This window comes from Nonomuraea sp. NPDC049129, from assembly GCF_040648495.1.
Taxonomy (GTDB): Bacteria; Actinomycetota; Actinomycetes; order Streptosporangiales; family Streptosporangiaceae; genus Nonomuraea.
In genome coordinates this window covers 573250-590222 of the sequence record NZ_JBEZDU010000001.1, presented here as the reverse complement: position 1 = coordinate 590222, position 16973 = coordinate 573250, and the positions used below count along the sequence as shown (strand labels likewise).

At 71.3% G+C, this 16973-nt stretch carries 13 protein-coding genes; 8 read left to right on the top strand and 5 right to left on the bottom strand.

Going from position 1 to position 16973, the window contains the following annotated elements; translation table 11 throughout:
* Nucleotides 1–2: 2 nt before the first annotated feature.
* The gene (locus AB0B64_RS02520; protein ID WP_357947697.1) at nucleotides 3–188 is read right to left on the bottom strand and encodes a hypothetical protein; all 186 of its coding nucleotides are present in this window, start codon (nucleotides 186–188) and stop codon (nucleotides 3–5) included.
* Between the two features lie 84 nt (nucleotides 189–272).
* Here AB0B64_RS02520 and AB0B64_RS02515 point away from each other — a divergent pair, with 84 nt between their 5' ends.
* From AB0B64_RS02515 to AB0B64_RS02500, 4 genes are all read left to right on the top strand, one after another.
* On the top strand, nucleotides 273–1496 hold the full coding sequence (locus AB0B64_RS02515; RefSeq protein ID WP_358174100.1) for a sensor histidine kinase: 1224 nt from the start codon (nucleotides 273–275) through the stop codon (nucleotides 1494–1496).
* Entirely contained in the window at nucleotides 1481–2107 is a 627-nt protein-coding gene (locus AB0B64_RS02510) for a response regulator transcription factor (protein WP_358174098.1), read from the top strand. The genes AB0B64_RS02515 and AB0B64_RS02510 overlap by 16 nt, the downstream gene beginning before the upstream one ends.
* 193 nt (nucleotides 2108–2300) lie before the next feature.
* Entirely contained in the window at nucleotides 2301–3440 is a 1140-nt protein-coding gene (locus tag AB0B64_RS02505; protein WP_358174096.1) for a nitric oxide synthase oxygenase, read from the top strand.
* Between the two features lie 130 nt (nucleotides 3441–3570).
* A complete protein-coding gene (locus tag AB0B64_RS02500) occupies nucleotides 3571–4344 on the top strand; it encodes an enoyl-CoA hydratase-related protein (protein ID WP_357947709.1) in 774 nt (257 codons plus the stop codon).
* Nucleotides 4345–4606: 262 nt separating this feature from the next.
* Here the strand turns inward: AB0B64_RS02500 and galK are convergent, their stop codons facing one another.
* Nucleotides 4607–5719, bottom strand: coding sequence for a galactokinase (gene galK, locus AB0B64_RS02495; RefSeq protein ID WP_357947712.1), 1113 nt, complete (start codon nucleotides 5717–5719; stop codon nucleotides 4607–4609).
* 43 nt (nucleotides 5720–5762) lie between these two features.
* Here galK and AB0B64_RS02490 point away from each other — a divergent pair, with 43 nt between their 5' ends.
* A complete protein-coding gene (locus AB0B64_RS02490) occupies nucleotides 5763–6584 on the top strand; it encodes a 1-aminocyclopropane-1-carboxylate deaminase/D-cysteine desulfhydrase (protein WP_358174093.1) in 822 nt (273 codons plus the stop codon).
* 68 nt (nucleotides 6585–6652) lie between these two features.
* Here the strand turns inward: AB0B64_RS02490 and AB0B64_RS02485 are convergent, their stop codons facing one another.
* The 3 genes from AB0B64_RS02485 to AB0B64_RS02475 form a co-directional block, all read right to left on the bottom strand.
* Nucleotides 6653–7327, bottom strand: coding sequence for a DUF6766 family protein (locus AB0B64_RS02485; RefSeq protein WP_357947718.1), 675 nt, complete (start codon nucleotides 7325–7327; stop codon nucleotides 6653–6655).
* Between the two features lie 79 nt (nucleotides 7328–7406).
* The gene (locus AB0B64_RS02480; RefSeq protein WP_358174090.1) at nucleotides 7407–7817 is read right to left on the bottom strand and encodes a hypothetical protein; all 411 of its coding nucleotides are present in this window, start codon (nucleotides 7815–7817) and stop codon (nucleotides 7407–7409) included.
* Between the two features lie 37 nt (nucleotides 7818–7854).
* On the bottom strand, nucleotides 7855–8400 hold the full coding sequence (locus AB0B64_RS02475) for a hypothetical protein (protein ID WP_357947724.1): 546 nt from the start codon (nucleotides 8398–8400) through the stop codon (nucleotides 7855–7857).
* Nucleotides 8401–8523: 123 nt separating this feature from the next.
* Between AB0B64_RS02475 and AB0B64_RS02470 the strand changes: the two genes are divergently transcribed.
* The 3 genes from AB0B64_RS02470 (at nucleotide 8524) to AB0B64_RS02460 (ending at nucleotide 16959) form a co-directional block, all read left to right on the top strand.
* Entirely contained in the window at nucleotides 8524–13680 is a 5157-nt protein-coding gene (locus AB0B64_RS02470; RefSeq protein WP_358174087.1) for a tetratricopeptide repeat protein, read from the top strand.
* Nucleotides 13681–13741: 61 nt separating this feature from the next.
* A complete protein-coding gene (locus tag AB0B64_RS02465; RefSeq protein WP_358174084.1) occupies nucleotides 13742–14470 on the top strand; it encodes a helix-turn-helix domain-containing protein in 729 nt (242 codons plus the stop codon).
* On the top strand, nucleotides 14467–16959 hold the full coding sequence (locus tag AB0B64_RS02460) for a PEP/pyruvate-binding domain-containing protein (protein WP_358174081.1): 2493 nt from the start codon (nucleotides 14467–14469) through the stop codon (nucleotides 16957–16959). The genes AB0B64_RS02465 and AB0B64_RS02460 overlap by 4 nt, the downstream gene beginning before the upstream one ends.
* The last annotated feature ends 14 nt before the right edge of the window (nucleotides 16960–16973 follow it).

Genomic DNA, 16973 nt, shown 5'->3' with positions numbered 1-16973 from the left:
GGCTAGACCGCGGTGTCCCGCTTGCCGGTCAGCACTCCGTAGAGCGCCCAGCCGAGGCCGAGGAGGACGCCGCCGATCCCGGCGACCAGGCCGATGGCGCCGCTGCCGAGGAGGGCCAGAATGGCGATCAGCGCGGCGAAGACGAGCGACAGGGCGAGCATGACCGTGCGGTAGGTGTGCTTGTTCATGACCATGACGATCACGGTTCCGGCGTCGCCGGGGTATCCACCGATCGGTGGACATATGGCTATAAGGGGGTAAAACTGCAGATCATGGGGAGTCCCGTGGCGGCGCGGGCCGAGAACGCCTGGCTGCGTTCCTATCCGTTCTGGGACGCGTACTTCGCGGTGGTGCTCATCACCACCGTCATTGCGATGGTGGCGGACGGCGGCCCGCCCATCGCCGTCGGACTGGTGCTCCTGATGGCCCTCTCCTACGTCCTGTTCGGCCGCAGAGCCGTCCGCGCGGACGCCATCCCCGTGCGGGAGAGCTGGTGGTACGCGGCGAGCGTGCTCGTCCTGGTCACCGGAGCCGGGCTGCTGGAGTCGGCGGCGGGGATAGCGCTGTCCGCGCTGGTGCCGATGGCGTTCATGTCGCTGCGGGTGGCGCACGCCGTGGTGCTGACGGCGGCGTTCTTCGCCGCGCCGATGATCAACGGACTGACGACGGCCGGGGCGGATCCGCTGATGACCCTCCTCGCCCTGGCCGTCGGACTACCGGCGAGCGCGCTGCTCGGCACGTTCATCAGTCGGCTGTACCAGCAGAACCGCGAACGGGCCGAGCTGATCGAAGAGCTCGACCGCACCCGGGAGGAGCTGGCGGAGGTCGGCAGGGAGGCCGGGGTCCTGGCGGAGCGCGAGCGGCTGGCGGGCGACATCCACGACACTCTGGCCCAGGGGTTCACCAGCATCATCATGCTCCTCCAGGCCGCTGAGGCCGGTCGGGGGGCTGAGCGGCACGTGGCGCTGGCCGTACAGACGGCGAAGGAGAACCTGGCCGAGACGCGGGCGCTCATCGCGGCGCTCGCCCCGCCCGCGCTCGACGGCACGTCACTGGGGCAGGCGCTGCGCCGGTTGGGGGAGGGGTTCGAGGTGCCGGTGGAGGTGACCGTCAGGGGCGAGCCCATCGCGCTGCCCGCCACGGCCGAGGCGGTGCTGGTGCGGGTTGCTCAGGAAGGGCTCGCGAACGTGCGCAAGCATGCCCGCGCTCGGTCCGCACGGCTGGCGCTGGACTACGGGGACACGGAGGTGCTGCCGTCGGTGACCGACTCCTGGGGCGCAGCAGAGCGGTTGTCGGTGAGCGACTCCGGGGACACAGCGGTGCGGCTGTCCGTGAGTGACGACGGTGATGGCTTTGAGCCGTCCACCACCCGTGACGGGTACGGCCTGCGGACCATGCGTGTCCGGGTGGCGCGGCTCGGCGGGACCGTCACCGTGGCGGCCGCTCCTGGGTCGGGCACGACGGTCACGGTGGAGTTGCCATGCTCGCCGTGCTGATCGTCGACGACCACCCGATGGTCCGCGAGGGCCTGCGCGGGATGCTCGTCGCCGAACCGGACATCGAGGTGGTCGGCGAGGCCGGATCCGGTGAAGAGGCTCTCGCGGTCGCGCCACGGCTGCGGCCCGACGTGATCCTCATGGACCTGCGCATGCCGGGCTGCGACGGAGTGACCGCGATCCGGCGGCTGGGCGCGGGCTACCGGGTGATCGTGCTGACCACGTACGAGAACGACGCGGACATAGAGCGTGCCATGTCGGCCGGCGCCGCCGGGTACCTGCTGAAGGACGTGTCACGAGCCGACCTGGCGGCCGCGGTACGGGCGGTGGCGGGCGGCGAGACCGTCCTGTCGCCGTCGGTGTCCGCTCGCCTAGCGGCCTGGCACAAGGCCGGACCCGAAGGGTGGCGCCTGTCGGCGCGGGAGCGGCAGGTGCTGGAACTGGTCGCGGAGGGGCTGACCAATGGGGAGATCGGCCGGCGGCTGTTCATCGGGGAGGCCACGGTCAAGACGCATCTGCTGCGGGCGTACGGCAAGCTGGGCGTCTCCGACCGGACCTCGGCGGTGGTGGTGGCGATGCGGCTCGACCTGGTGCGGCGGCCCGATGGATAGCGTCTTTCACGCTTTGTAGTCGTAAGGTCACGGGATTTTCGATTTGCCGGGACAAACGGCTGTGGACGGTGAAGGATGGCAGGAGCTGCGGGCACGTCGTGAAGGCGGTGTGGAGAGGGCGCCGCCTGCCAGGAGGTGCCGCCGACCCGGAATCGGCGGGGCGCTCCGTTGATGGAAAAGTGCTGGTTACTGCGTGCGTACCTGGATCAGGTCCCTACGTCCCTTCGATGCCATCGCCGTACAGACGCTCATCGAGCGAACGATCGACATTCGCGAGGCGGAGCGCTTCATCAGGCTCTTCCACGCCGAGAATCCCGGCGCGGGTGGCGTGCACGCGCGTCTGCGTGAGGTCGCCAAGGAGATCGCCCGTCATGGGACTTATGCCCATACCTTCGAGGAGTTGCAGTTCGGTGCCAGGGTGGCCTGGCGCAACAGCAGCCGCTGCATCGGGCGGCTCTACTGGCGCTCGTTACGGGTACGCGACCGCAGGCAGGTGACCAGCGCCGAGGGCGTGGCCCTCGAGTGCGTGGCTCATCTGCGCGACGCGACGGGTGAGGGCAAGATCCGGCCGACGATCACCGTGTTCCCGCCGGACACGCCTGAGCGGCGCGGACCCCGGGTGCTGAACGAGCAGCTCATCCGGTACGCCGGGTATCGCATGCGCGACGGGTCGATCGTCGGGGATCCCCGCTATGTCGACTTCACCGAGAAGGTCAGGCGGCTGGGCTGGCGGGGCGGGAAGGGCGGCAGGTTCGATGTGCTGCCCCTGGTCATCCAGCCGGGGCGCGGGCAGAGGCTGCTGTGCAATCTGCCGGGCGACGCGGTGCTGGAGGTGCCCCTCACGCATCCGGACCATCCGTGGTTCGCCGACCTGGGGCTGCGCTGGCATGCCGTGCCGGCCATTTCCGGCATGTGCCTGGAGATCGGCGGGCTCTGCTATCCGTGCGCGCCCTTCAACGGCTGGTACATGGGGGCGGAGATCGGCGCCCGCAACCTCGCCGACACCGACCGCTACGACCAACTGCCCGTGGTCGCCGGGCGGCTCGGGCTGAACACCGCCTCCGACCGGTCGCTGTGGCGGGACCACGCGCTGGTCCAGCTGAACGTGGCCGTGTTGCACTCGTTCGAGCAGGCGGGGGTGATGATGACCGACCACCACACGGAGTCGAACCGGTTCCTCACCCACCTGGGACGGGAGGAGAAGGCGGGGCGCGTGTGCCCGGCCGACTGGTCGTGGATCGTGCCGCCCATCTCCGGCGGCACCACACGCGTCTTCCACCGCTACTACGACAACCCCACGATGACCCCAGCCTTTGTCCACCACGCTGGCTGACCGGAGGTTCGTCTTGTGTTCCACCTCCCCCAACTCCAGCAACCCACTCTGACCTCTGCTTTCGTTCGCTTCGCCCGCTGGTCGGAGGGTTGTCTTGCCCTTCATCGCTAGAATATGATTCTGTTGCCCTATGGCGGAACTCGTTCTCTCCTCGGCCGATCAAGGCGTGCTCACCCTGACCTTCAACCGTCCCGACCGGCTCAACGCCTGGACGGACGCGATGGGCCGGTGTTACTTCGACCTCCTCCAGGAGGCCGAGAAGGACCCGAACGTGCGGGCCATCGTAGTGACCGGCGCGGGCAAGGGATTCTGCTCGGGCGCCGACTTCCAGACGCTCAGCGCCATCCAGACCGGAGACTACGACGAGACGCCGGACCCGCGCCCCAACACCTTCCCGACGACCATCGCCAAGCCGATCATCGCCGCCGTCAACGGCGCCTGCGCCGGTCTGGGTGTGGTCCACGCGCTGGCCTGCGACCTGATCTTCACGGCCGAGGACGCCAAATGGACCACGGCCTTCCCGCGCCGCGGCCTGATCGCCGAATACGGCCTGTCGTGGATCCTGCCCCGCCTCATGGGCCAGCAGAGAGCCATGGACATCCTCCTGTCGGGGCGGGTCTTCACCGGCGCGGAGGCCTACGAGCTCGGCCTGGCCAACCGCTCGGTCCCGGGCGACGCGCTGCTCGCCACAGCCCAGGAGTACGCCCTGGAGCTCGCCACCCACAGCTCCCCGGCCTCCATGGCCGTCATCAAGCGTCAGGTCTGGAACGACTGGGACATCACCCTGGACGAGGCGGCCAAGACGGCGACCCAGGAGATGCTCGCCTCCTTCAACCGCCCGGACTTCGCCGAGGGCGTCGCGAGCTTCCTGGAACGCCGCCCGCCGAACTTCCCGCCCTTGTAATCAGAGGGGTTCCCGAAGACCACGCAGAAGATGTCCGTGCGCACGTTGCGGCGGCGAGCCGGTGAACCGGAGGAGCGTGCCTCTGGACGGGCCCGGCTCTGTGCGGTGGGTCGGACTGACCACGGCCGGGGCCAAGAAGACGCACGTCACGGCGCCCAGCCATCTCCACCGGAGGAGCGTGCCCCTGGACGGGCCCCGGCCCCGGTTGGCGGGTGGGGCCCACCGGGCCTGCCGTAACAAAAGATGTTGATCTAAAGAGAAGTCAGGAAATACGCCGAGCACCCGAAGAGGGGGTGGCGGGGAGGAAGCGGGGGGCCTGCCAGCCGCGCTCGGCGTAAGCCGCGCTCACCGACTCCTTCACGGCCTCCAGGCGCTCGTCGGACACCAGCGCGATCGCCGAGCCGCCGAAGCCGCCCCCCGTCATGCGGGCGCCCCGGGCGCCGCCGCGCAGCGACGCCTCCACGGCCAGGTCCAGCTCCGGCGACGACACCTCGTACTGGTCGCGCAGCGACAGGTGGGAGGCGTTCAGCAGCGCCCCGATCTCCGTGATCGCCCCGGCCCTGAGCAGGCCGATGAGTGCCTCGACGCGGTGGTTCTCCGTGACGACGTGCATCGTGCGCTTGCGCTCGGCGCCCTGCAGCTGGTCGAGGGCCCCGGCCAGGTCCGTGACGTCGCGCAGCGCCGCGACCCCCAGCTTGCGGGCCGCCGACTCGCACTCCGCGCGGCGCTTGGCGTACTCGCCGCCCGCGTGCTCGTGGTGCACCTGCGTGTCGATGATGAGGATGGTCAGCCCGTGCGCGGCCAGGTCGAGCGGGATGTTGCGGGAGCCGAGCGAACGGCAGTCGAGGAACAGCGCGTGCCCCTCGGCGCTCAGCGCGGACGCCGCCTGGTCCATGATGCCGCACGGCATGCCGACGAAGTCGTTCTCCGCCCGCTGGCTGAGCAGGGCGAGCTCCATGGGCGTCATGCCCAGGTCGTACAGGTCGTTGAGGGCCGAGGCGATGGCCACCTCCAGCGCGGCGCTCGAACTGAGCCCGGCGCCCTGGGGCACGTCGCCGTCGATGGCGATGTCGGCGCCGCGCACCCGGTCGCCCAGCATCGCCAGGACGCCGACCACGTAGCGGCTCCAGCCCTGCGACTCCTCGTGACTGGAGATCACCAGCGGGTCGCCGGACGACTGCAGGGACAGCAGCCGGATCGTGGCGTCCTCGCGCGGGCTGACGGCCGCCGTGACGCCCCACGGCACCGCGAAGGGCAGGACGAAGCCGTCGTTGTAGTCGGTGTGCTCGCCGATCAGGTTGACGCGGCCGGGCGCGTGCCAGACCGTCCGCGGGTCGGCGCCGAAGGCGGCCCGAAAAGCATCGACAACGCGCATAATCCAACACTCCTCAACAAAGGTCCGACCGTAGACTAGCGCCATGGAGGAGTTGGTGGATCCGGCGCTCGCCTCTGTCCGGGTCTTCCTGGTCCGCGACGACAACAAGGCCCGCAAGCTCAAGTACAACCTGGGCCATCCTCGCGTGCTCACGTTCGGCGGCGCCTACTCCGGTCACATCAGGGCTGTCGCGGCGGCCGGGCGCCGAGATGGGTTCGCGACCATCGGGGTGATCCGCGGTGAGGAGACGTTGCCGCTCAACCCGTCGCTGGCGTACGCGGAGTCCTGCGGCATGCGGCTCACCTATCTCGACCGGGGGACATACCGCCGCAAGCACACCCCCGAGGTGCAGGCCGCGCTGCGCGAGCAGTGGGGTGACGTGGCGATCCTGCCGGAGGGGGGCAGCAACGCGGCGGCCGTACGCGGGTGCGCCGAACTGCCCGGCGAGATCGGCGGCGACTACGACGTGATCTGCTGCGCGGTCGGCACCGGCGGCACCCTGGCCGGGATCGCCGCCGGGTTGCCGGAGGGCCGGCGGGCGATCGGGTTCGCGGTGCTCAAGGGGGCCGGGTTCCTTGAGGATGAGGTGGCGCGCCTGCAGTGCGAGGCTTACGGGCGCGTGTGGCCGAACTGGTCGGTCAACCTGGACTACCACTTCGGGGGCTACGCCCGCTCAACCCCGGTTCTCGATGACTTCATCGCGAAATATCGGGTCGAGGGGGTGTATGTCGGGAAGATGCTCTACGGCGTCTTCGACCTGGTACGGCAGGGCGTCTTCCAGCCGGGCACCCGCATCGTCGCGGTCGTCACCGGTGAGCCGTGGAGCCCGGCGACCGACCAGCTAGGGAGCGCGGTGACCGGTTAGCCAGGGAGCGCGGTGCCCGATCAGGCGTGGAGCCCGGCGATCGATCAGACCTCGACCCTGGCAACCCATCAGCCCTCGACGCCGGTCCAGGAGTGCGGCGCGCCCACCGGCTTGGACTCCGGCGATCCCCGCTGCCGCAGGTAGATCGACAGCGCCACCATGGAAAGCACGGCGAGCAGCTCCGACTGCCAGTTCTGCAGGCTCCGGTTCCAGAACTCCGGCGAGGTGAAATAGGCGCCCCACGAGACCGGATCCCGCAGGTCGAGCAGCCGCTGCGAGTTGTACGCCGCCACCCCGGCCACCGACTGCGCCAGCCACGACAGCACGAAGACGATCCCCATCACCAGCCCGAGCGAGTTGCTGTACAGCTGGAGCCGAAGCCCGCCGGCCCTCGCCCAGGCCGGGGAGTCGGGCCGGGCGTGGCGGCCGACGAGTTGCTTCTCGTCCGATTCCAGACCCGCCTCCTTGGGATCCTTGGACTCCGGCGAACCCTTCTGCACCAGCCAGATCGTCATCGTGATGAACAGGAAGAACTGCAGGTATTCGGACTGCCAGTTCTCGGCCACGTCCACGGCGAAGTCCGAGGACGTCACGTACGTGAAGACCGACACCGGTTCCCCGCCGTTGACCAGCTGCTGGTCGTTGAACTGGCCCGTCCCCGCGATGGCCTGCCCGGCCAGCGTCAGCAGGAACATCACCAGGAACGCCAGCGACAGCCCGTTCTCCTTGATCTTCTGCTTCATAGGCGGACCAGTCCTGTCGTGAAGAACCAGATCAAACCGGTCGCGATGACGATGAGCGTGATCGTGAACATCACCCGCATCAGCTCTCCACCTCGCAGTCATAGGGGCGGTCTCCCTGCGGGCGGCAGCTCGCGGCCGTGACCCGCCACCCGTCCTGGTAGTGGTGGAGGAAGAGCGTGTCGCCCGCCAGCCGTACCTGGGCGTCGTCGCCCCAGACCTGCGCCGAGGTGACCGGTCCGGCGGCGCCCAGCTTGAGCTCGCGCAGCGCGTCGGCGCACGTCTGGCCGGGGTCGGGCAGCTTCTCCGCGGTCTGCTGGGAGAGCAGCGCGCAGGCGGCGTCCTCCTGGTGCGCGGCGAGGGCGGCGTGGAAGCGCTCGGCCGTGCGGGCCGGGGCGGTCGCGTCCACCGCGCAGCCCGCGGTCAGCGAAATCGACAGCACGGCACAGCCCGCGAGCGACGAAATCGACAGCACGGCGCGCACCATTCTCATGCGCCCCCCGCTACCCAGTTATGTGGCGGGCATGCTGTCAGCCGAGTTGGTCGAGGATGGGGGTGACCAGCTGGTTCAGCTCGCGGACCAGCACCGCCAGGGCCCGCGCCGCGCTCTGCTCGACCTCGTCATGCGGGCCCTCGGGTTCCGGCGGCAGGTCGTCGAGCGGCACCGGCACCTCGACCAGCAGCGTCGCTCGCAGGAACGGGATCCTGGCCAGGTCCTGCTGCGTCGGCTCGACATACTGCCCGAACGTCTCCTGCCAGCCCAGCCAGCCGCGGTCGCGCCACCAGGCCCGTGAGCGGGTGAGCTCCTCGGGCAGCGGCGAGACCAGCCGGATCCGCGCGTTGAGCGTGCCGTCCCACGTGTTGCGGTGGCAGGTCGCCTCAAGGATGCGGCGGTCCCAGCGCACGTAGCCGGGGTTCAGCGACGGCGGCGTGGCCAGCCGCCAGGCCGCGCAGGCGAACCTGACCGGCGCGATGTCGCCCCACTCGAACTCTTCGAGGTTCTTGCGCACGTGTACGGCATAGCGCCCGTCACGATCCCTGTCGAACTCCTGGTCGATCCAGAACGCTTTAGCCATGGCCCCTACGCTACGGCGCTCCGAACCGGGATGGTCGGAAGGTCCCGAGATCGGGGAACGTGCTGTGACCAGAGCGACACATGTGTAGCTTTTTCACAGTATTAAATGACTGGGGAGTGCAATATGGAGTCAGAGCAGCTGGCCGCGGCGATGAAGTGCTGGGAAGCGGGGGATCCCGACGCGGCGGCCGTGCTGTTCAGGGAGATCGCCGCCACCGGCGATCCCGAGGCGTCACACCTGCTGGCCTGTCTGCTGGAGGAGCAGGGCGATCTCGACGGCGCGGAGGCCGCGCACCGGTCGGTGATCCTTTCCGGCGATCCGGTCTTCGGGCAGCGCTCGGCCATCGCCATGGGCATGATGCTGGTCGCCGCCCGCGAATGGCCCGCCGCGCACCGGGTGCTGATGATCGCGTGCGACGGCGCCGACTTCGAGGTGGCCGCGCTCGCCGAGACGGCGCTGGTGCTCGTCCTGACCGAGCTGGGCGATGTCGAGGGCGCGAAGGAGGCGCTGGAGCGGGCGCGCCGGTGCGACAGTCCCGCCGTGGCCGCGATGGCCGCCCAGCTGGAGCTGCCCGACTTCGCCCCCCAAGATCCGGGTACGGCGCGTGACCTGTTCGAGCTGGCGGACAGCGAGGACGACTACCGTGAGCTGCTGACCTGCGGCGATCCCGATGTGGTGTCGCTGTCGGCGTTCCGGCTCTACCGGATCCACGCCGACGAGGGGGATCTCGCGGCCGCCCGCGAGGTGTGCGAGCACGCGATCGCCGTGGGACACCCCGACCACCTGGCCACCGCCCACCGGCTGCTCGGCGCGGTCCTGGTCGATCTCGGCGAGTACGCCGAGGCCGCCGCCTCCTACGCCGAGGCCGCCGAGGACCCCAGGCCCGAGGAGCGGCTGCCCGCGCTCATCGAGCAGGCCAAGGTGACCGCGCAGCTCGGCGACGTGGCGGCGACGAAGGCGATCTTCCACCGGGTGGTCGCCAGCGGCCAGCGGGAGTACGCCGTCGAGGCCCAGGCGTGCCTGGCGCAGATGCACACCGAGGCCGGAGAGGTGACCGAAGCGCTCGCGGCGCTGCGGGCCGTACTGGAGGCGGGGGAGTCGGACTGGTCCTCGATCTCCATCACGCTGCTCGGCCTGCTGCTCGACCGGCACCCGGACGAGCGGGAGAGCGTCATGGCGCTCGTGGCCGAGGCGGCCGAGCACGACGACCCCGACGCGGCGTTCAAGGCCGCGCTGTTGCTCGACCACGCGGCACGGCAGCAGCCGCTCGCCGACCCGGTGGAGGAACAGGCGCTCCTGGACGTCGACGAGGCGCTGCGCCACCTGCAGGCGGGCGACCTGGCCGGGGCGCGACGGCTGCTGCGCGGCGCCATCGACTCCGGCGCCGCCACGCAGTCGGTCCGGGCCATGATGACGCTGGCCGAGCTGGAACTGGGCGAAGGTGATCGGGAGCAGGCCGACGAGCTGCTGTCGTACGTCGCCGAGGGCGACGACCTGCTGCAGGGCTTCAGCGCCGAGTTCTTCCTGCATCTGCTGCGCGAATCGGGCGACGAACCGCACCCGGTGCTGCGGGCGGTCATCGACCACCAGCGCCTGGGCAGGGAGGAGGGGCTGGTCCGCTACCGCGAGGCCATGGAACACCCCGCGACGGCCGCCATCGGCACCGCGGTGTTCGCGCAGGTGCTGGCCTCCATCGGGTACGACCTGTCGGACGCGGCCCGGCTGTTCCACGCGGCGGCCGACTCGGGTGACCCGCTCGCGCTCTCCTATACGGCCACCATCTTCAAGGACGTCCTGGTGAACCAGGGCCAGAGCGAGGAGGCGGTCGCGCTGCTGCGCCGGGCGCGGGCCGACGGGCATCCGGTGCTGGCGGCGTGGGTGGCGTACGGGCTGGGTGAGCTGCTCGGTGAGCGCGTGAACGAGTCCGGCGAGGGCGGCGCTGAGGGTTTCGGTCAGGACTCCGACGGGGATGTGGACGCGGGTACGCGCGAGCATGACCTGGCGGAGGCGCGGGCGGCGCTGACCGCCGCGATGGAGACCGGCCATCGGGGGCTCCGGCTCGAGGCGGTGGGCGCGCTGCTCGGGCTGTTCGAGCGCCAGGGTGACCTGCTGGCCGCGTGCCGCCTGCATGAGCGGCTCGTCGCCGAGGGCGATCCGGTCCAGGCGCCGCGTCACGCGTGGCTGCTCGGGCTCACCCGGGTACGGATCGACGACCTCGACGGCGCGCGGGCCGCGTTCGGCCGCGTTCCGGAGTCTCACCCGGAAGAGGGGGAGACGGGAAGCTACGCCCGGCTCCTGCTCGACCGTGACTTCCGTGCGGCGGCTGCGGCGTTCGAGGCGATCGCTGATGACGGCAGGTCGTGGATGGCGTCCATGCTCGCTCTGCAGGCCGCGCACGCGTGGCGGCGGCAGGGCGAGACGGCCGCTGCCGACGGGTCGCTGTCCCTGCTGGTCGGCGTCGGTCACCCGGACTTCCGGCAGGAGGCGGCCTGCTACCTCGCCGCCCTGCGCCACGACGCCGGTGACGCGCACGGTGCGATCGCCGCCTGGCAGCAGGCGGTGGCCGGTCCTGACGAGCGCCTCGCCGCCGTCGCGCGGCGCGACCTCGGCCGGGCCTGGCACGCGCTCGGCGACCTCGACGCGGCGGCGCGGACGTACCGAGAGATACTCGCCGGGGACGACGGGGCGCATGTGGCTGAGGCCGCGCTGCGGCTGGGGGAGATCCTGGTCGCGACCGGCCTGCCCGGCGAGGCCCGTGAGGTGCTGCGGGAGGCGTTCGGCGAGGTGGCGGCGGCCCCGCGGCTGGCCCGGCTGCTGCGTGACGGCGGCGACCTGGACGGAGCCCTCGTGGCGGCGGCCACCGCGGTGCGGACCGGGCCGGACGAGGAGGCGACGGAGGCCGAGTGCCTGCTGGGCGGGCTCCTCGCGCGGACCGGCGACCTCGAGGGCGCGCGGGCGGCGTTCGAGCGGGCCGTGGCGATCGATCCTGAGGCGGCGGGGGCCACGCTGCTGGAGGCCGGGCGCCACCTGGAGGAGGCGGGTGACCCGGAGGGCGCCCGCTCGGCCTACGAACGCGCGGCGGCCCAGGACGCGGACCCGCGGGCCGCGGCCACGGCCCGGGTCCGGCTCGGTACGGCGTCGCCGGAGGAACGGTCGTGGGTACTGGCCGCCGAGGGCGACCGGCAGGGCGCCCTGGCGGCGCTGACCGAACTGACCGGGTCGGCGCCGATGGCGGGGCTCCTGCTCGCGCTGGACGCCGGCGACATAGCCGAGGTACGCCGTCTGCTGACGGAATCCCACGCGACCGCGGCAGCCGGGGTCCTTGCGGAAGGAGCGCTCACCGAGGCGAGCGAGTTCCCCGCGAGCCGGGCCGAGGCGAGCGGGTTCCCCACCGACGACGCGTTCGCCGAGACGCTGGAGATGGCCAGGGCGAGCCGCGACGAGGACTTCGCCAGGGCGCTCTACCAACTGGTCATCGAGGTGGGCGACCCCCAGTGGGCCGCGCGCGCCGGTCTCGGGCTCGGCGCCGAGCTGGCCGGGGACGGTCAGCACAGCCAGGCCGAGCTGTGCTTCCTGCCCGCGACCGAGAGCGGCGACGACGAGATCGCCCTCATGGCGTGGCGCAACGTCTCCGTCGTCCGACGCCGGCGCGGCGACCTGGACGGAGCCGCCGAGGCGCTGCGGGCCGCGCTGCCGGCCACCGCCGTCGAGCTGGCCGCCCTGCTGGAGGAGCGCGGCGACCTGACGGGCGCTGGTGACGTGCTCGAACGTGGCGCCGCGGCCGGCGATCTCGCCTGCCGGTGCCACCTGCTCGTCAACCTGCTCCAGCGGCAGGAGTACGCGGCCATCGCCGCCGAGGCCGAGCTGGCCGTCGGCACCGGCGATCCCGAGACGGTGGCCATGGGCTACTGGGTGTGGGGCGACGCGCGCAAGGCGACGGGTGACCTGGCGGGCGCGGTCGACCTGTACCGCAAGGGGATCGACACCGGTCAGCAGATCCCCGGCATGCGCGCCGATCTCGCGGAGGCCCTGCACGCGCTGGGCGACAAGGCGGCGGCCGTCGGGCAGGCGCGGCTGGCCGTCGAGTCGGGCGAGGCCGACGCCGCGGCCAGGGGCGGCATCCAGCTCGGCTGCTGGCTGCACGAGGACGGTGACCTGCTCGGGGCGGCCGAGGCGTTCGGCGCCGCGGCGTGGACCGGGTCCGCGCTGGCCCAGACCGCCCTGGACAACCTGAACACCCTGGCCTACCAGGCGTACGAGCGGGGCGAGCACGCGCTGGCCGTACAGGTGCTGGCGCATTTGGGGCCGCACGCCGGCGCCAAGGCCAGGGAGCTCGCGGAGCTCTGCGACGACCCCGAGGCCGTCCACCTCTACTACGAGCTGGTCGGCTCCGACGCCTTCACCGAGCTGGGGGTGGCCGAGCGGCTCGCCGAGCTCGGTGAGACGGAGCGGGCGCGGGCCGTCTACGAGCGGCTGAACGAACACGAGGATCCCGATGTGCGGTTCGTCGCGGGCGGCAGGCTGCTGGCACTCCTCGACGCCGAGGGCGACTCCGCCGCCTTCTACAGCCTGGCCGAACAGCAGGCGGGGGACGCCGACAGCCCGGTGCGGTCGGTGTTCGGCAGCCTGCTCGGCATGCTCCAGGGTCGCCAGGGCGACACCGAGGCGTCGTTGCGCACGCTGCGGGAGGCGGCCGAGGGCGGTGAGCCCACCGCCCTGAGCGTGCTGGCCCAGGCCCTGGTCGGGACCGGAGAGGTGGCCGAGGGCAGGCAGGTGTACGAGCGGGTGCTGGGCGCGGGCGACGAGGAGCTGGCGGCCAGGGCGATGGTCGCGCTCGGCCACAGCTACCACGACGAGGACGAGGACGAGGCCCGCAAGTGGTACATCCAGGCGGTGAACTCGGGCACGGGGCACGTCAGCGCGCTCGGGGCGATGTACCTGGGGGCGCTGGCCAAGCGGGAGCGGGACTTCCCGGAGGCGCTCGGCTGGTACCAGCGGGTCATCGACTCGGGAGACACCGAGTCGGGCATGGCGGCCGCGCATCTGGGGGAGCTCTGTTACTGGCTGAACGACCGCGACGGGGCCGTGCGCTACTACGAGCTCACCTTGGGGTTGACCGAGCAGCCCGAGCTGGTCGCCGAGGCCGCCTTCCGCCTGGGGGAGATCCGGTACGCCCACGGCGACCTCACCGTGGCCAGGCGGATGCTCCGGCTCGCCGCCGGCACCGACGACTCGACCTTCGCGGCCGACGCCGAACAGCTCCTGGCGAAGCTGGGGTGAACTTGCGGTTAATTAAATGACTGCATAGTCTCATCTAGTCAAACATTTGAGGTGAGACGAGATGGCCAGAGTGGGACGGCCCCCGCAGGATCCGAAGCGTCAGCTGGAGCGGGCGCACCGGATTCTCGACGCCGCCGCCGAGCTGTGCCTGCGCTGGGGCTACGACAAGACGACCATCGACGACGTGGCCCGGCAGGCAGAGGTCGCCAAGGGCACGATCTACCTGCACTGGAAGACCCGCGAGATGCTCTTCGCGGCGCTGATCCGCCGTGAGCGGGTCCTTCTGGTGCGGGAGGTCCGCGAGCGCGCGCCCGCGGACCTGCGCGAGCTGCTCCGGGAGCTGGTCGGCGGGCTCTTGCGCCGGCCGTTGATGAGGGCGCTGATCCTGGACGACTCGGAGGTGTTCGGCAAGCTCAGCAGGCAGAAGAAGAGCAGCCAGACCACGCTCGATCTGGGCGCCGCGTTCGGGACGTACCTCCAGGACCTGGCCGGGCGGGATGTGCTCCGCTCGGACCTGACTCCCGCCGAGCACCTCGCGACCCTCGCCTCGGTCATCTACGGGTTCCTGCTCACGCAGAACATGATGCCCGAGCAGATGCGGATGCCGGAGGACCGGCTCGTCGAGCTGGTCGCCGACACCGGCGTCCGCGCGATGGGCACCGGCGCCACGCTGTCGGACGACGACGCGCGGGCCGTCAGGCTGGCCACTCTCGGCTACCTCGACACCATGGAGGAGATCGCGGAGCGGAAGCTCGCGCTCTCCCTGGGCGCTAAGGAGCGTGTCACGTGAGGGTGCTACTCCCTCTCGACGATGCCGCCGCGGACCTCGCGACAGTGGGCGGAAAGGGCGCTTCCCTGGCCAGGCTGACCAGGGCGGGACTGCCCGTTCCCGGCGGTTTCCACATCACCACCGAGGCCTACCGGGCCTTCGCCGCGGACTTCCGCGACCGGATTCTCGACGCGGCCGCCGCCGGCGATGCCGCCGGGATCGCCGCCCTGTTCGCCGGGCACGACATGCCCGCCGCCGTCGCCGCGGAGATCCGCACGGCATATGAGGCGATGGGCGACGACGTGCCGGTGGCCGTCCGCTCGTCCGCCACGGCCGAGGACCTGCCCGGCATGTCGTTCGCCGGACAGCAGGACACCTACCTCAACATCAGGGGCGAGGCGCTGCTCGACGCCGTCAAGCGCTGCTGGGCGTCGCTCTGGAACGCCCGCGCCATCGCCTACCGCGAGCAGAACGGCGTGCCGCACGACGACGTGGCGCTGGCCGTCGTCGTGCAGGAGCTCGTGGACGCCGACGCGGCCGGCGTCATGTTCACCGCGAACCCGGTCAACGGCGCCCGCGACGAGATCGTCATCAACGCCTCCTGGGGCCTGGGCGAGGCGGTCGTCGGCGGCCAGGTCACCCCCGACACCGTCGTGGTCCGCCACGGCGCCGTCACCGAGTCGCGGATCGGCGACAAGACCGTCATGACCGTACGCACGCCGTCCGGCACGCGTGAGGAGCCCGTGCCCGAGGAGCTGCGGCGGCGGGCCGTCCTCGACCCGGCGCAGGCCGCCGAGCTGGCCGGGGTCGGCGCGCGCATCGAGGAGCTGTACGGCACGCCGATGGACGTCGAATGGGCCAGGCGTGACGGCTCGTTCCTCATCGTCCAGGCCCGTCCGATCACCGGCCTCAAGCAGCCGGTCGAGGAGTGGAACGACAGCCTCAAGGGCGAGAACCTGTGGACCGGCGGCAACCTCGGCGAGGCCATCCCCGACGTGATGACGCCCGTGACCTGGTCGTTCGTCCGCTTGTTCATCCATGAGGCGATGGCCGCCTCGGCGCTGCCCGGATTCGACCTGGTCGGCAACATCGGCGGCCGTTTCTACATGAACCTGAGCGTCATGTACACGATGGCCGTCTCGCTCGGCATGCGGTCACGGCTGAGCGCCGTCGAGCAGATCTTCGGCAAGCTGCCGCCCGGCCTCGACGTGCCGCTGCTGAAGGTCTCCCGCTGGGAGATCCTCAAGAAGGTCGTGCCGCTGGGGATCGACATCCAGAAGCGCGTCCGTACGAACCTCAAAGGCATGCCCGCCTTCCTCGCCACCGCGCGGCGGCAAGCGGAGGAGCTGCGCGCCCGCGTCGCCACCATGGAGACCGGCCCCGAGCTGGCCGCCCTGTGGGAGCGCGAGATCGAGCCGTACGTCGTCACCAGCTGCCGCATGCTGGAGGCCGCCGGCCGGCAGGGCGGGGCCACACTCGTCTACACCCGCGACAAGCTGCGCAAGATGATGGGCGACGTCGACGCCGAAGCCATGCTCACCGGCGTCAACATCGACGGCGAACTGGCCAGCCTCGGCCCGGTCATCGGGCTGGGCAGGCTGGCCAGGGGAGAGATCGACCGGGACACCTTCGCCCAGCTGTACGGGCATCGGGGGCCCCACGAGTTCGAGGTCTTCATTCCGCGTCCCGGCGAGGATCCGGCGTGGATCGACGCTCAGCTGGCCGGGCTCCGTGACGTGAGCGCCGACACCGAGGCCCTGCTCGCCCGCCAGACGAAGGCGCGCGAGGAGGCGTGGGCACGCTTCGCCCAGCGTTACCCCCGCAAGGAAGCCAGGATGCGCGACCGGGTCACCCGGTGGAACAAGGTCGTCCGCGACCGCGAGACCGCCCGGTCGGAGAACATGCGGGCGTTCTGGGTGCTGCGCGCCTTCGTGCTGCGGGCCGGGGAGCTCACGGGGCACGGCGACGACCTGTTCTTCCTCTACCTGGAGGAGATCCTCGGCCTCCTGCGCGGCGACACGTCCGCGTTGGAGCGGGTTCCGGCCCGGCGGGCGACCTACGAGATGTACGCGGCGCTGCCGCCGTACCCGACGCTGATCGTCGGCCACTTCGACCCGGTGCGCTGGGCCGCCGACCCCGACCGGCGCGGCGACATCTACGACGCGCGCGGCGGGAGCGCGCCCGTCAGCGACACGGTCACCGGCTTCCCCGGCGCGCCGGGCATCGTCGAGGGCGTCGCCCGGGTGATCTCCTCGCCTGAGGACGGCGACCGGCTCAAGCCCGGCGAGATCCTGGTGACGACGCTGACCAACATCGGCTGGACCCCGATGTTCCCGCGCGCCGCCGCCGTGGTCACGGACATGGGGGCGCCGCTGTCGCACGCCTCGATCGTGGCCCGCGAGCTGGGCATACCGGCGGTGGTCGGCACGGGGAACGCGACGATGCGGCTGCACGACGGCGACCGGGTCCGGGTGGACGGTGAGGCGGGCACGGTCGAGTTGCTGGGCTGAGGGGTGCTCGGGGC